The sequence below is a fragment of the Anabaena sp. WFMT genome (assembly GCF_051781005.1).
Lineage (GTDB): Bacteria > Cyanobacteriota > Cyanobacteriia > Cyanobacteriales > Nostocaceae > Anabaena.
The window spans coordinates 1-13582 of the sequence record NZ_JBPWOA010000002.1; the positions used below are offsets into that span (position 1 = coordinate 1).

Annotated in this window: 14 protein-coding genes; 9 read left to right on the top strand and 5 right to left on the bottom strand. The window is 39.3% G+C overall.

What is annotated here, in order from left to right:
- From ACSQ6I_RS00240 to ACSQ6I_RS00260, 5 genes are all read left to right on the top strand, one after another.
- A partial coding sequence (locus tag ACSQ6I_RS00240) for a pentapeptide repeat-containing protein (RefSeq protein WP_438888214.1) occupies window positions 1–780 on the top strand: 780 nt, incomplete at its 5' end.
- An 82-nt stretch (window positions 781–862) separates the two neighbouring features.
- Window positions 863–1288 carry a DUF1636 domain-containing protein gene (locus ACSQ6I_RS00245; protein ID WP_438888215.1) on the top strand — a complete coding sequence of 142 codons (426 nt, stop codon included), beginning with the start codon at window positions 863–865 and terminating at the stop codon, window positions 1286–1288.
- A gap of 163 nt (window positions 1289–1451) precedes the next feature.
- Complete coding sequence (locus tag ACSQ6I_RS00250) at window positions 1452–2201, top strand: cobalt-precorrin-6A reductase (RefSeq protein ID WP_438888216.1); 750 nt, start codon at window positions 1452–1454, stop codon at window positions 2199–2201.
- Window positions 2202–2454: 253 nt separating this feature from the next.
- Complete coding sequence (locus tag ACSQ6I_RS00255; protein WP_438888218.1) at window positions 2455–2688, top strand: hypothetical protein; 234 nt, start codon at window positions 2455–2457, stop codon at window positions 2686–2688.
- Window positions 2689–2701: 13 nt separating this feature from the next.
- On the top strand, window positions 2702–3121 hold the full coding sequence (locus ACSQ6I_RS00260; RefSeq protein ID WP_438888220.1) for a type II toxin-antitoxin system VapC family toxin: 420 nt from the start codon (window positions 2702–2704) through the stop codon (window positions 3119–3121).
- A 316-nt stretch (window positions 3122–3437) separates the two neighbouring features.
- Here ACSQ6I_RS00260 and ACSQ6I_RS00265 read toward each other — a convergent pair whose 3' ends face one another.
- Window positions 3438–4178, bottom strand: coding sequence for a THxN family PEP-CTERM protein (locus tag ACSQ6I_RS00265; RefSeq protein WP_438888221.1), 741 nt, complete (start codon window positions 4176–4178; stop codon window positions 3438–3440).
- Between the two features lie 308 nt (window positions 4179–4486).
- Here ACSQ6I_RS00265 and ACSQ6I_RS00270 point away from each other — a divergent pair, with 308 nt between their 5' ends.
- Window positions 4487–5680, top strand: coding sequence for a Coenzyme F420 hydrogenase/dehydrogenase, beta subunit C-terminal domain (locus ACSQ6I_RS00270; protein WP_438888223.1), 1194 nt, complete (start codon window positions 4487–4489; stop codon window positions 5678–5680).
- 57 nt (window positions 5681–5737) lie between these two features.
- Here ACSQ6I_RS00270 and ACSQ6I_RS00275 read toward each other — a convergent pair whose 3' ends face one another.
- Together ACSQ6I_RS00275 and ACSQ6I_RS00280 are read right to left on the bottom strand one after the other, a co-directional pair.
- Window positions 5738–6115: a GxxExxY protein gene (locus ACSQ6I_RS00275; RefSeq protein ID WP_438888224.1), complete on the bottom strand. Its 378-nt coding sequence runs from the start codon at window positions 6113–6115 to the stop codon at window positions 5738–5740.
- Window positions 6116–6153: 38 nt separating this feature from the next.
- Complete coding sequence (locus ACSQ6I_RS00280; protein ID WP_438888225.1) at window positions 6154–7383, bottom strand: aminotransferase class I/II-fold pyridoxal phosphate-dependent enzyme; 1230 nt, start codon at window positions 7381–7383, stop codon at window positions 6154–6156.
- 110 nt (window positions 7384–7493) lie between these two features.
- Here ACSQ6I_RS00280 and ACSQ6I_RS00285 point away from each other — a divergent pair, with 110 nt between their 5' ends.
- The 3 genes from ACSQ6I_RS00285 to ACSQ6I_RS00295 all read left to right on the top strand — a co-directional run bounded on the left by ACSQ6I_RS00285 (window position 7494) and on the right by ACSQ6I_RS00295 (window position 10913).
- Window positions 7494–8309 carry an acyl-CoA desaturase gene (locus ACSQ6I_RS00285; RefSeq protein ID WP_438888226.1) on the top strand — a complete coding sequence of 272 codons (816 nt, stop codon included), beginning with the start codon at window positions 7494–7496 and terminating at the stop codon, window positions 8307–8309.
- 259 nt (window positions 8310–8568) lie between these two features.
- Window positions 8569–9624: a fatty acid desaturase gene (locus ACSQ6I_RS00290; protein ID WP_438888227.1), complete on the top strand. Its 1056-nt coding sequence runs from the start codon at window positions 8569–8571 to the stop codon at window positions 9622–9624.
- 212 nt (window positions 9625–9836) lie between these two features.
- Window positions 9837–10913: a fatty acid desaturase gene (locus tag ACSQ6I_RS00295; protein WP_438888228.1), complete on the top strand. Its 1077-nt coding sequence runs from the start codon at window positions 9837–9839 to the stop codon at window positions 10911–10913.
- Window positions 10914–11096: 183 nt separating this feature from the next.
- Here the strand turns inward: ACSQ6I_RS00295 and ACSQ6I_RS00300 are convergent, their stop codons facing one another.
- Both ACSQ6I_RS00300 and ACSQ6I_RS00305 read right to left on the bottom strand, forming a co-directional pair.
- Complete coding sequence (locus ACSQ6I_RS00300) at window positions 11097–12104, bottom strand: hypothetical protein (RefSeq protein WP_438888230.1); 1008 nt, start codon at window positions 12102–12104, stop codon at window positions 11097–11099.
- A 208-nt stretch (window positions 12105–12312) separates the two neighbouring features.
- Complete coding sequence (locus ACSQ6I_RS00305) at window positions 12313–13578, bottom strand: glutamate-5-semialdehyde dehydrogenase (RefSeq protein ID WP_015216743.1); 1266 nt, start codon at window positions 13576–13578, stop codon at window positions 12313–12315.
- Window positions 13579–13582 lie beyond the last annotated feature (4 nt).

Here is a 13582-nt window from a genome sequence, read left to right on the forward strand (position 1 = left end):
ATGTTACGTGAGGGGATGCCGATGGAAGAATTAGAGTTAACTAATTTTTATGAAGAAAATCGGCAAGCACGAAATGCAGAAGAGGCTTTATTAGTTGTCTTGAATGCTTGTGCTAGAGTGACAAAAAAAGTCTCGGAGATTAAATGGCATTCTTCTGAAGATTTTGGTGTGTGGATTTCTCGCTTACGTGGGCAAAGATTGAATAATGAGGTATTTTGTTTAAGATTCTTGAATTTTTTAGATTTACAAAACTGTATTCTCGGTTTTCAAGATTTTTACAATGCGGATCTTCAATGGGCAAATCTTCAAAGAGCAAATTTTCAAAGAGCAAATTTTCAAAGAGCAAATCTTCAAAGAGCAAATCTTCAAAGAGCAAATTTTCAAGAGGCTGATTTTCGAGGGGCAAATCTTGGAGGCGCGGATCTTCAACGAGCGTATTTTGGAGGTGCAAATCTTCAGGGGGCAAATTTTCAAGAGGCTGATTTTCGAGGGGCAAATCTTGAATGGACTAATCTTGAAGGGGCGAATCTGCGACAGGTAAATTTTCAGGGAGCGAATCTTCAATGGGCAAATCTTCAAGAGGCTGATTTTCGAGGGGCAAATCTTCAGGGTGTGAATCTTCAATGGGCAAATCTTCAAGAAGCTGACTTTCGAGGGGCAAATCTTCAAGAGGCTGATTTTCGAGGGGCGTATCTTCAAGGGGCTAATTTTAGAGGAACTATTCTAGAAGGTAAAGATTTAACGAAATTGAACACAGACACAGATTCCAGCACCGTGTGACAACAGCTGATATCATCAAAAGCTGTGTGAGTCAAAATCCTCGCAGTATAATTAGAAATTGTGCAAATCAGCGAGGATACAGATGACTGCTGCTGTGAATATTTCTCCAATTTCCCCTACCAATGACACTGGTGTAGCTTCTCATAGTCTCTTTGTTTGCAAAACCTGCGCCAGTGTTTGGCAAGATGGTAAGCGTGTCGGTGAAAGCGGTGGTCAAAAACTTTTGCAAGAAATTCAACAACTCGCCCAAGATTGGGATTTACGCGATGATTTCCCCATCAAAGAAGTTGAATGTATGAGTGCTTGTAACCGTTCCTGTGTCGTCGCTTTTGCTGGTGAAGGCAAGTTAACTTATCTATTCGGTGATTTGCCGGTTGAGGGTTGTGCTGAGGCTGTGCTGGAATGTGCCAGTAAATACTACTCTCAGCCTGATGGTATCCTACCTTGGTCAGAACGCCCAGAACCTTTAAAAAAAGGCATTTTAGCCAGGATTCCAGGAATTGCTTAAAGAATATGGGACTTTTCCAGTGGGTAGAAGAACCTCTCCCCCAACCCCCTCTCCGTAAACGGAAGAGGGGGCTACTGTTTTATCTAATTACCCATTAGCAATTACCTATTACCAGCCCTAACAGATATGATAAGTCTTCAAACGAAGATGATCGAGAATTGCTATGTTGCGTGTTTTGATTCTGGGTGGAACTGGTGACGCTGCTGAATTAGCTGCTAAAGTGGCTAATATTAGTGGTGTGGATGCGATCGCATCTTTAGCCGGTCGTACCCGTGAACCTTCTACCCCTGTTGGTAATTTCCGCGTTGGTGGTTTTGGCGGTGTAACAGGTTTGGTTGAGTATTTACAACATCAACAAATAGATGTGTTAATTGATGCTACTCATCCTTTCGCCAATCACATCTCCTGGAATGCAGCCGCAGCAGCAGAGAAAGCGGGTATTCCACGGTTATTACTAAATCGTCCCCCTTGGGAAAAACAAGAAGGTGATATTTGGATTGAAGCAGAAAATAATACCAAAGCAGCCGCAGCTTTAAAAAACGCAGCACAACGGGTTTTTTTAACTATTGGTAGACAAGAAATCTCTGCTTTTTCCCATTTGCAAGAAATGTGGTTTTTAATGCGAATGATAGATCCACCAAATTCTGATGCTGTGATACCTCCTGGGTTGGTGTTATTTGATAGAGGACCCTTTTCTTTAGAGGATGAAAGGGAAATTTTAACTAATTATCATATAGATACTATTGTTAGTAAAAATAGCGGTGGAAATGCTACTTATCCTAAAATTATTGCAGCACGAGAAATGGGAATAAAGGTGGTGATAGTTAAACGTCCACCTTTCCCAGCGGGGGAACAAGTTGCAGATATAGAAAGTGCTGTTAAATGGTTGTTGGATAAGTTGCAAATGAAGTAAATATATATTAATTTTGTTTCCTGCAATCTCCGTCAGGAGATCCCGCAGGGTAAGAGCAAAGGCGCAAAGGAAAGAAGATATTGATTTTGGCTTTCCTTTATGAAATTCCTTGACAATAATTCGTGCATATAGAATATTAATTATGATAGAATTATAAGTAGTGTATTTGAGTATTTTTATGTAAAATTATTTTTTAGTGCAAAATTACTAACTCTCAAGTTTTGATTTAAAAATGGAGGTCAAGTAAAATATTATGAGTAAAACATTAACAATTCAGTTATCAGATGAGCTAGAAGAAAAGTTATTAATTCAATCTAAAAAGCTCAATTTATCTTTAGAAGAATTAATTTTACAATCACTAGCTAAATCAATAAAATTAATAGATAGCTATGTAGATGATCCTATTTTACCTTTATTGGGTACATTAAGATTTGAAAATTCTGATATTGGGGAGAATCATGATCATTATCTTACAGAAAATTTATAACAGGAGTTAAAAGTTGACAAATAAAGTTTTTATAGATACTTCAGGATGGGCTAATTTATTTGTTGCTACTGAGTCTTACCATGAAAAAGCAAAATTGTGGTTTCAAGAAGCACGAAGACAAAATTTACAAATGATCACAACTAATTATGTCGTTATTGAATTAGTTGCATTGTTGAATAGTCCTTTGCGTGTACAGCGTTCACAGTTATTTCAGTATGTGGATGCTGTGAGAACTGCTTCTTATATTCACTTAATTCATATTGATATATCTATTGATATAGCAGCTTGGGATTTACTGAAAACAAGGGAGGATAAAACTTGGTCGTTGGTAGATAGTACATCTTTTATAGTTATGAAAAAATTTGATATTCAAGAAGCATTAACTACAGATCATCATTTTGAACAAGCTGGTTATATTCGGTTATTGAAATAATAATTCTAAGTTGATTTTTTGTGTATTGAGAAACCGCCAAGAAATGAATTTCTTCGCTAATAGTAAAATTTAGCTAAAGCTGAATCAATCTTGATATTTATTTAATCTGTTTTAACAAACTTTGGCTATTGACTCAGAATTCATTCTGAAGAGGTTTGGTGGGATAATTTCAGATGTATATTAACAGCAAGAAACCCTCGATAACTTAACCGAAGGCTTATTAATAAAGATTTGACAATTTATTTCATAGTCCATGTACCCTTAGCACGATTGCATTCAAAGCAAAGAGTTTGTAAATGTTATCAACACCAGATTATTAAGCGATTACTTTTTTACGTTTGATGGCTTGTCCAGCACCCAAAGCACCCAAAGCAAAAACTGCCACAGCACTACTAGGCTCAGGAACTGATACAGGTGTTACAGATGTAAGTTTTCCATACAGATAAGCACTATTTGTACCACCTTCTTGAGAAATGAAATCCTGGACTAAATTACCACCAAGAGTATTACTAAAACCTAGTAATTTCAGTGTATAATCTGTACCATCAATATTGAAAGTGTTTCCTGGGAAAGCATTAGGGAAAGAAATTTTATCAGAACAAGGAGTCGTGCTGGTATAAGGACAATTACTTGCAAGTCCTACGTTGAGTGTTTCATCAATAGCTAAATCAAAACCAAATGCTTCAGTAGTAAGAGGGGAGCTAAAATTTAAGTTAACATTCAGTTTTGTTTGACTTGCCGCAGTTCCCGCGAAAAGGGCATTATTGAAATGGCGAAGTGTACCTAGTAAAAAAGTGTCGCCAGGATTAAAAGTTGTAGTACCAACCCCAGTAAATCCTAAACCAGATTTACCATTACTTGTTGTTGGAGTCCCCCAACGAACTTGATTTTCACCAGCTACCGTCTGAGTAACTATACCTGAACCTCCTACTGTATTACTCCAAGTACCAGAAGAACTATTTAAAGTTAAAGCACTGGCTGAGTTTGCAAAAATACCTATTGTTGCTGTGGCAGTAGCAACTAAAGAGATGTTTTTGAGTAAATGCTCAATTATCATCACTTTTATTCTCCGTTTTAGTTGAAATGTGAAAAAATTTAAGCTTATTATAACTTCACACAACCGTATATTTACAGAATTAATTCATAAATTTTAGATAAAAGTTTTATGAAGTTTAAATCAAGAAATCAAATAACTAAACTTAATTACCACTGTTCAGATAAGTCAAAAATTATTCCTTCCGCGCTCTTCTTTGCGCCTCTGCGTCTCTGCGTGAAACAAAACTCTTATCCAACTCAAAACGCCAACTTCACAACCCCTAACGGTATCGTAATAAAAGCCATATTTAGTAAAAATAAACAAAATAAATGACATCCATAGATTCCCACAAAAAAGCCAAAGCCCTCAAACCCGGAAGCGTGCGCCCCGCCAAAGAACTTTGTAGCGAATGCGGACTATGCGACACCTACTATATCCACTACGTCAAAGAAGCTTGCGCCTTCATTACCCAAAGAATAGACGAACTAGAAACCAGCACCCATAAGCGCCCCCGCAACCTCGAAGACGAAAACGAACTATATTTTGGTGTTCATCAAGAAATGATGTCCGCTAGAAAACAAGAACCCATAGAAGGCGCACAATGGACAGGTATAGTTAGCAGCATAGCTATAGAAATGCTCAATCGCGGCTTAGTAGAAGGCGTAGTCTGTGTACAAAACACTAAAGAAGACCGCTTTCAACCCATGCCAATCATCGCCCGCACCCCCGCAGAAATACTAGCAGCCAAAGTCAATAAACCTACCCTATCCCCCAACCTATCCGTATTAGAAGAAATCGAAAAATCAGGAATGAAGCGGTTATTAGTCATCGGTGTAGGTTGTCAAATCCAAGCATTACGCGCCGTAGAGAAAAAACTCGGTTTAGAAAAACTCTATGTACTGGGAACACCCTGTGTAGATAACGTTACCCGCGCTGGACTGCAAAAATTTCTAGAAACCACCAGCAGATCCCCTGAAACAGTGGTTAGTTACGAATTCATGCAAGACTTCCGGGTACACTTCAAACACGAAGACGGTTCAGAAGAAACAGTCCCCTTCTTCGGCTTAAAAACCAACGTCCTCAAAGACATCTTTGCCCCATCCTGTATGAGTTGCTTTGATTACGTCAACTCCCTCGCTGATATCGTCGTTGGGTATATGGGCGCACCCTTCAAATGGCAATGGATTGTAGTCAGAAATGATACAGGCAAAGAAATGCTGGAATTAGTGAAAGACCAAATCGACACCCAGCCTGTTATGTCTAAAGGCGATCGCAAACCTGCCGTACAACAAAGCATACCAGCTTACGACCAAGCCGTTACCTTACCGATGTGGGCTGCAAAATTGATGGGAGTAGTGATAGATAAAATTGGACCCAAAGGGCTGGAATATGCACGTTTTTCTATAGATTCTCACTTTGCGAGAAATTATTTATATGTGAAGCGAAATCATGGGGAGAAATTAGAAGCTCATGTACCGGAGTTTGCGAAGCGGATAGTGGGACAGTATAAGTTACCGGAATGATAGCTCACGCAAAGGCGCAAAGGTAAGAAGGGTTGTTTTTGCGTCTTTGGTGTGAGTTTATAAGTTGTTGACAACGCGAGAAATACCATCTTTGATCAGGAATGCTCCGAAGTTGATGAGTAAGCCAAGGCGTTTGTCAGCAAGACTTAGATAAGTGAAGAGTTGCTTTTTATGTACAGGATGGATAGTTTCTACTGATTTGAGTTCAATAATAACTTTATCTTCAACTATCAAATCTGCTCGAAAACCTGCCTCCAAAAACACACCTTCATAAACTACAGGTATGGGTTTCTCCGATTCTACCTGCAATCCTCGCTTCCGTAACTCATATTCCAAAATTGCCTGATATGCAGATTCTAGCAACCCTGGACCCAACCTTGTGTGAATCTTAAACGCAGCATCAACAACCTCTTTTGCAATCTCATTTTCATTCATATCCACCTCTTTCCTTTGCGCCTTTGCGTGAGCCTTTCTTAACCTTCCCCCACAGCCTCAATAGCTGCTTGGAGAGCGATCGCAACATGAGTCCAATGAGTCCCTCCCTGGCAATACACAATATAAGGCTCACGCAAAGGCCCATCTGCTGATAACTCCAACGTACTCCCCTCAATAAATGTCCCCCCAGCCATCACCACTTGGCTCTCGTACCCCGGCATATCATCAGGAACGGGGTCTAAATAAGAACCAATGGGTGAAGACTGTTGGATGGCTTTACAGAAGGCAATTAGCTTTTTAGCAGAACCAAGTTTAATCGCTTGAATCACATCCCCCCGTGGTGCTAAGGGTGCAGGGTTAACGGGATAACCGAGTTTGTCAAATACATAACCTGTGAGGTATGTTCCCTTAATGGCCTCACCCACCATCTGCGGTGCTAAAAATAATCCTTGGAATAAGAGGCGATTTTGATCAAAGGTAGCACCCCCAGCACTACCAATACCAGGAGCAGTTAAGCGGCAAGCCGCAGCTTCCACCAAGTCAGCCCTACCTGCAATATACCCACCAGCACTGACGATAGTTCCACCAGGATTTTTAATTAATGATCCCGCCATTAAATCAGCACCTACGGCTGTCGGTTCTTGGGTTTCAATAAATTCGCCGTAGCAGTTATCTACAAAACAAATGGTGTGCGGATTTTGCTGTTTGACTAGGTGGACAATCTTAGCAATATCCGCAATTGACAAACTCGGCCGCCAAGAATAACCACAGGAACGCTGGATTAACACTAACCTTGTATGATCAGTAATGCTAGTGCTTAACGTTTGCCAGTCTATGATTCCTTCAGGATTTAGCTCCAATTGTCGATAATTTATGCCAAAATCAATTAGGGAACCTTGGCCTTGTCCTCTCAAGCCAATCACCTCTTCAAGCGTATCGTAGGGAGAACCAGCTACTGCTAACATTTCATCTCCAGGACGGAGTACACCAAACAGCGCACAGGCGATCGCATGAGTTCCCGAAACAAACTGCACTCGCACCACCGCAGTTTCGGCACCCATCACCTCGGCAAATACTTTATCTAAAGTTTCTCGCCCTAAGTCATCGTGTCCATAACCACTTACACCAGCAAAATGGTGTGCGCCCACACGGTGATTACGAAAACCATCTAGTACTCGTTTAAGATTATGCTTGACCTGAGCGTCAATACCAGAAAAAATCTCTAATAGTGCCTGTTCTGCTTGCCGCAGCTTTTCTAAGCTGTTCATTGTTTCCTCATTCAAAAAAATATAGATATGCGGATTTATGGCGCGTAGCGCCTAGCTACTCGAACGGATCGCGCAGACGGGGCTAAACAATTTTCTATTCAGGATATTGCATGACAATTGCTACTTCTAAACCTCAAATTAACTGGGTTAACACCCTATTTTTCGTTGGACTCCACGTCGGCGCTTTGTTCGCTTTGGTTCCTAGTAACTTTAGCTGGAACGCCGTTGGTGTTGCATTATTTCTCTACTGGGTGACTGGTGGTTTAGGCATTACCCTCGGATATCACCGTCTTGTTACCCACCGTAGTTTTCAAACACCCAAATGGTTAGAGTATGTCCTAGTTATTTTTGGGACACTTTCCTGTGAGGGCGGACCGATTGAGTGGGTAGGTACACACCGTATCCATCACTTGCACTCGGATACAGAAAAAGATCCCCATGATTCAAATAAAGGTTTCTGGTGGAGCCACATGGGCTGGATGATTCACTTCGCTCCGGCTCACGATGAAGTTCCCCGTTTCACTAAAGACATCATCGATGACCCAGTTTATCAGTTTTTACAGAAAAATTTCATTTTCTTACAAATTGCTTTGGGTTTAGCACTATTTTTCTTAGGTGGCTGGTCTTTTGTTGTTTGGGGAATTTTCTTTCGTATTGTTTGGGTTTACCACTGTACCTGGTTGGTTAACAGTGCTACCCATAAATTTGGCTATCGCAGTCATGAATCTGGTGATAGATCCACCAACTGCTGGTGGGTAGCCCTACTAGTATTTGGGGAAGGCTGGCACAATAACCACCACGCCTTTCAATACTCAGCCCGTCATGGCTTAGAATGGTGGGAAATTGATATGACTTGGATGACAATTCAATTACTGCAATTACTTGGCCTAGCTACAAATGTGAAGCTGGCTGATCGCAGGCAGTAAATCATAGTCAATATTCATATAGTCAATAGTCATATAGTCAATTATTTGTTGACTTGCGATTATTGGCTTTTAACTTGTGAGTATTGATATTTTTCACCAAAACTTTTTTTGCAAATTCGGAAAATTTAGCAAATTTTTTTTTACAAGTGCGTTAGTGTAACTTAGCTTGCTATAATCCGAAGAATTAATGTTACAAAACTTTGCGACTAGTTACTTTTTAGTGGCTTTGTAGGGAATTTTTGTTCTTTTTCAGGTATTCATGACTACAACAATTAACAGCCAGATAAATAACGTTTCTACAGACCTTGGTAATTCCGACCTGAAGCTTAAAGATATTATCAAAAGTCTGCCAAAAGAATGTTTTCAGAAAAATAGTCGCAAGGCTTGGACACAAGTAGTACTTAGTCTATCGATGGTTGGCTTAGGTTACTTCTTCCTGGCGATTTCTCCTTGGTTTCTGTTACCTCTAGCTTGGATTTTTACAGGAACTGCTTTAACAGGTTTTTTTGTTATCGGACATGACTGCGGTCATCGTTCTTTTTCCAACCGTCGTTGGGTAAATGATTTAGTCGGACATTTCTTCATGATGTTCTTAATTTACCCATTCCATAGTTGGCGCATTAAACATAATTATCACCATAAACATACAAACAAGCTGGATGAAGATAACGCTTGGCATCCCATTAGACCAGAAGTTTTTGAAAGTTGGGATAAAACCAGACAGTCAGCTTTTGTATTGTTCATGGAGAAACGCCTGTGGTGGGTAGGTTCTATTGGACATTGGGCTGTTGTGCATTTTGACGCACGCAAATTTCAACCAAAAGAACAATCTAGCGTCAAGCTTTCTGTAGCTGTCGTTATCATATTTGCAGCTATCGTTTTCCCCACACTCATTGCTACAACTGGTATTTGGGGATTTATAAAATTCTGGTTTATACCCTGGATGGTTTACCATTTCTGGATGAGTACATTCACAATTGTTCACCATACAACCGCAGATGTACCTTTTGTAACGGCTGACAAGTGGAATGAAGCTCTAGCACAGCTATTTGGTACAATTCACTGCGATTACCCTCGTTGGGTAGAAATTCTTTGCCACGATATCAACGTTCACGTTCCCCATCATATTTCTACTGCCATTCCTTCTTATAATTTGCGGTTGGCTTACAGCAGCATTAAAGAAAATTGGAGCAGTTATCTACATGATGAATGTAAGTTTTCTTGGTCTTTAATGAAGCAAATTACAGACGAATGTCAACTTTACACAACTGATGTGGGCTATAAGACTTTCTCAGAACATTATGCAGGTAAATAATTAATAATTCAGGATGAGTTAAGACTTTAACTTTTATCCTCTTGAATTTATTTATGGCAATTTTTCATGCAGAAATATTCTGAAGAAAATTGCCAGCTTTTACCTGCTTTTAAGTTTGTGAATTCTTAAAATTTTCTCCAATTTGGCATAGATTAAGGTAATATCAATTACCATCAAAACAAGTTCCGCTTTACATCAAATCACCAAATCCAGTGCAACTAGATACAATCAATCTCAACCAGCCAAATAACTCTGAATCATCTGAGGAAACAACTAAGTTACCCTTTACCCTTCAGGACTTAAAAGCTGCCATTCCTGCTGAATGTTTTCAGCCTAGTGTGATTAAATCACTTTATTATTTCTTTCGTGACATCTTGATTATCGGTCTGCTTTATGCAGTTGCTAATTATCTAGATTCTTGGTATTTTTGGCCAATTTTCTGGGTCATGCAAGGAACAATGTTTTGGGCTTTATTTGTAGTCGGTCATGACTGTGGACACCAATCTTTTTCTAAGCATAAATGGCTAAATGATTTGGTTGGTCATCTCTCCCACACTCCCATTCTAGTTCCTTATCACGGCTGGCGGATTAGTCACAGAACTCACCACAAAAATACGGGCAGCTTGGAGAATGATGAAAGTTGGTATCCTGTATCTGAATCAGAATACGACGAGATGCCTTTATTACAAAGAATAGGGCGTTTTTATGTGTTCTTATTGGCTTATCCAGTGTATTTGTTTAAGCGTTCTCCAGGTAAGGAAGGCTCTCACTTTTCACCCAGTAGCCCGCTTTTCAAACCTTCGGAAAAATGGGATATCATCACTAGCACAACACTCTGGATTGGCTTTGTAGCTTTGTTAGGTTTCCTTACCTACCAATGGGGTTGGATGTGGTTGTTAAAATACTACGCTGCTCCATATATTGTGTTTATCATTTGGCTGGATTTGGTGACATTTTTACATCATACTGAGCCAGGTATTCCCTGGTATCGTGGGGAAGAATGGACTTTCCTGAAAGGTGCGATTTCTAGTATTGATAGAGATTACGGTTTTGTTAATCATATCCATCACGATATCGGTACTCATGTTGCTCACCACATTTTCCTAAATATGCCTCATTACAATTTATTGAAGGCAACTAAGGCGATTAAACCGATTATGGGTGAGTACTTTTTCGAGTCCAAAGAGCCAGTTTGGAAGTCTTTATGGCGTTCTGCTATCAGTTGTCATTTTGTTCCAGATAAGGGAAATAAGGTCTACTACACTTCTAAGAGTCAGAATGTGAAGTAATCTGTAGATTATTGAGATAAAAAAAGTCCGCGTCGGCGGGCTTTTTTTGTTTGATATTATTGATAATAATCGCTGGTAGAATAAATAAAAGAGTGTCTGAATCAGGATTGGTAGGATTTAAGGATTGACAGGATAAAGAATAACAAGATACGAGGCGCAAACAGAGGAAAGTAAAGAGTTATTTTAGTTGCTGATATTTTTACTATTAACGATTTTTTGAGCGTAGTTAATATATTTTTGATAGTCAATAATTTTGTGTTGTGCGACTGCATAATTATGATGAGAAATTGGTACATTTTTTAGCATTTCTATAGTTTTGTGCCATTCAATACCTACCTGATACCACTCTGCTTTTGTTTTCGCTATTCGCGTTAGTTGTGCTGCATTCTTAGCTAATTTAGCCGCTTTTTGCAAGTTATCATCTGCTGTTAAATCATTAAATACTTGAGAAGTTGTAGGTGATTTATTACCACTTTTCATTTGAGTTAAACCCATACTACCGCGCAATTTATCCATTTCTAAATTTACAGAATCAAGATGATCAGTTTTTGCATGAGTCTGTATATTTGGTGGTGACGTTAAATTATTTTCTTGGTTATGAGTTCCCGATGATGATATAGATAATAGCCGCCTTTTAAATAAGAAATCAACTTGGTAAAATAAAGCTCCAGCGAAAATCCAAATACATATAATTATCGCTACTATAATTTTTTCTAAATCTGTATAAAACTCAAATGATTGAGGAAAATTTAGATTAGATATAGGAAATACAATAATCAAAACTAAACATGATATTAGTGTTGATAACCAAATAACCAGCCAACCATATAAACCTTCCCAAATACTTACTATTCCTGGTATTAATCCTTTCGGATTTCCTATCTCTAGAGCTTGTATCTTAGGGAAAAATTGACTGATAATAGTATGAAATATGTGATGAGTATAAGTAATTACAAAAATTGGCGATATTATTGCTAAGATTGCAAATACCATCAACAACTCTGGGCTATTAGTAAAATAGGCAATTTTATAGCCGAACTTGCCAGTATTAGTAAATACAAATGAAATTATTCTTAAAAATAAAGCTAGAACAAAGGCTTTTAACCAAGAACTAGGATATGGAAACCAGACAGGCCAGTTGAATTTGTTTGGCGTTTGGTTCCTCAGCCCGGTAGTATTAGGTTTAGTCATAAATAGTACTAAAGCAATTATACTAACACTAGCATAGTTTTATGTAGTGCAGTATAGTTAATCTTGTTTTAGAGTATTTACTTAAAGATCACAAATAAAACAATAGCTGCAAGGATTTAGAAAGAGAGGGAATACACAAAACAGCAAACTCCAGGATAGATACACAGATAGTTAGTTGTTTCTTTATACTTCCTACCTGTTCCCTGTTTTAAAACCGCCCATTACCCTGAACGATGTGCTTCACTGTTGTCAAAGTCTCCAAACTAATAAATCCCCTGCGATGTCCTTTTTGATTGGACATTCCCAAAAATACTGCGTCTCCCCGTGAGGAGTTACGGGCAAAACGCGGGGATGCGTTGATGTAGGTGGAGGCGCTATTTACTCCTAAAGCAAATTGGCGACTTTCTTGATAAGATTCTGTGACGATGCAATCAGCATGACTGCTACTATATTGATTAATCCAAGCGATCGCACTTTCTAAGCTATCCACCAATTTAAAAGCTACTGTTTTCGTTAAATACGGCGTTCCCCATTCTCCATCTTTCGCTAACTGTAACTGGGGAAAAGCTTCTACCAATTCCGCATCTGCTTTCAGTTCAAAGCCTTTGTCCTTTAAGCTATTCCACAACACAGACAAGGAAGATGGTAAAGCTTGACGATGAATCAGCACCTTTTCAATCGCATTTACCGGATCTGGTTCACTCTCATGACTATCGAGAATCATCCAGCGCACCATTTCCAAGCTACTATTGAGCGACCAGTACAGGTAACAATTACCCATCGCTGACTTTAAAACTGGACAAGTTGCTTGTCTTACCACCTGCTGGATTAAGCTAGAACGTCCGTAAGGAATGACTAAGCTTAAATATTGGTCTTGAGTAACTAAATCTCGAATCGAAGTACCATGTTCAGTTGTGATTAATTCTATACAACCTGCTGGTAAACCAATATCAGTAATAGCATTTTGCAGTACTTCTGCGATCGCAGCATTGGAATGACTAGCCTCTGTACTGCCTTTGAGAATCACGCTATTACCAGTTTTAATACAAAACCCAGCTGCGATCGCACCCAAATCAGGAAAAGCCTCATAAATAAATCCAATTACGCCCAAAGGCATCAACTGGGTATAACTCTGAGAATCTTCTTGTTGATAATCAGCAGTTCTCACCCGTCGTAGCGGATCTGATAATTCCCCCAACCGTTGAAGAATCGCCACTGTATTCTCTAACCTTGAGGGAGTTAACTTCAACCAATCCAAAATCAATTCTGAAACCGCCATTTCTCGACTTGCTTCTAAATCCAACGTATTGGCTTCGAGAATATCGTCGAATGAATATTCTAACGCCTGTGCCATTGCCAGCACAGCACGACTCCGGTCTGCCCCTTTGGTAATCCCTAACTTCAGGGAAGCTTGATAAGCGCGTTTGGCGCTGTTCATGGGTTCGGGGCAATCATCAAAAGCTTCAACGGTCATTGAG

Excerpts from the sequence above, each read along its gene's own strand:
- ACSQ6I_RS00250 (WP_438888216.1), top strand. The coding sequence starts at position 1,452 with ATGTTGCGTGTTTTGATTCTGGGTGGAACTGGTGACGCTGCTGAATTA.
- ACSQ6I_RS00290 (WP_438888227.1), top strand. The coding sequence starts at position 8,569 with ATGACTACAACAATTAACAGCCAGATAAATAACGTTTCTACAGACCTT.
- ACSQ6I_RS00245 (WP_438888215.1), top strand. The coding sequence starts at position 863 with ATGACTGCTGCTGTGAATATTTCTCCAATTTCCCCTACCAATGACACT.
- ACSQ6I_RS00255 (WP_438888218.1), top strand. The coding sequence starts at position 2,455 with ATGAGTAAAACATTAACAATTCAGTTATCAGATGAGCTAGAAGAAAAG.
- ACSQ6I_RS00305 (WP_015216743.1), bottom strand. The coding sequence starts at position 13,578 with ATGACCGTTGAAGCTTTTGATGATTGCCCCGAACCCATGAACAGCGCC.
- ACSQ6I_RS00285 (WP_438888226.1), top strand. The coding sequence starts at position 7,494 with ATGACAATTGCTACTTCTAAACCTCAAATTAACTGGGTTAACACCCTA.
- ACSQ6I_RS00265 (WP_438888221.1), bottom strand. The coding sequence starts at position 4,178 with ATGATAATTGAGCATTTACTCAAAAACATCTCTTTAGTTGCTACTGCC.
- ACSQ6I_RS00270 (WP_438888223.1), top strand. The coding sequence starts at position 4,487 with ATGACATCCATAGATTCCCACAAAAAAGCCAAAGCCCTCAAACCCGGA.
- ACSQ6I_RS00300 (WP_438888230.1), bottom strand. The coding sequence starts at position 12,104 with ATGACTAAACCTAATACTACCGGGCTGAGGAACCAAACGCCAAACAAA.
- ACSQ6I_RS00275 (WP_438888224.1), bottom strand. The coding sequence starts at position 6,115 with ATGAATGAAAATGAGATTGCAAAAGAGGTTGTTGATGCTGCGTTTAAG.
- ACSQ6I_RS00280 (WP_438888225.1), bottom strand. The coding sequence starts at position 7,383 with ATGAACAGCTTAGAAAAGCTGCGGCAAGCAGAACAGGCACTATTAGAG.